This is a genomic window from Campylobacter sp. BCW_6871 (assembly GCF_001762325.1).
In the GTDB taxonomy this organism is placed as follows: domain Bacteria; phylum Campylobacterota; class Campylobacteria; order Campylobacterales; family Campylobacteraceae; genus Campylobacter_D; species Campylobacter_D jejuni.
In genome coordinates this window covers 1-428 of record NZ_MJWQ01000028.1, presented here as the reverse complement: position 1 = coordinate 428, position 428 = coordinate 1, and the positions used below count along the sequence as shown (strand labels likewise).

Annotated in this window: 1 pseudogene; it reads left to right on the top strand. The window is 22.0% G+C overall.

What is annotated here, in order from left to right:
* Positions 1–428 (top strand): annotated as a pseudogene (locus AJ930_RS02590) (motility associated factor glycosyltransferase family protein); the annotation flags it as partial.

Genomic DNA, 428 nt, shown 5'->3' with positions numbered 1-428 from the left:
ATGAGTTTTTACTTAAGGCTTATTATAAAGTTTATCAAAGTATTAAACATTGTAGAGATTTTAATAAAATACTCAGTAATGATTTTGAAAATATACAAAGTATATATTTGAGTTTAAATGAAAAAGAAGAATATTTAAATTTAGCTATTGAAAAAATAGATGAGTTTAAAAATAAACTTGAAGATATCAAACAAATACGAGATGTGTATGATATTTTGCAATCTTTATTCATACAATTTGAACTTAATCTTGCTAGAATTTATGTTTTAAATCCTAAAACCAAAGAAGATGCTTTTAATAAAAGTATTCTTTGGGTAAAAGAACACTTAGAATTTATGGAATTAGTTTATGGACATATCAAAGCACAAGAAAGTGCTTTGATTAAAAATATACTTCCTTTAGAAGAAAAACTTAAAGAAAGAAAATTA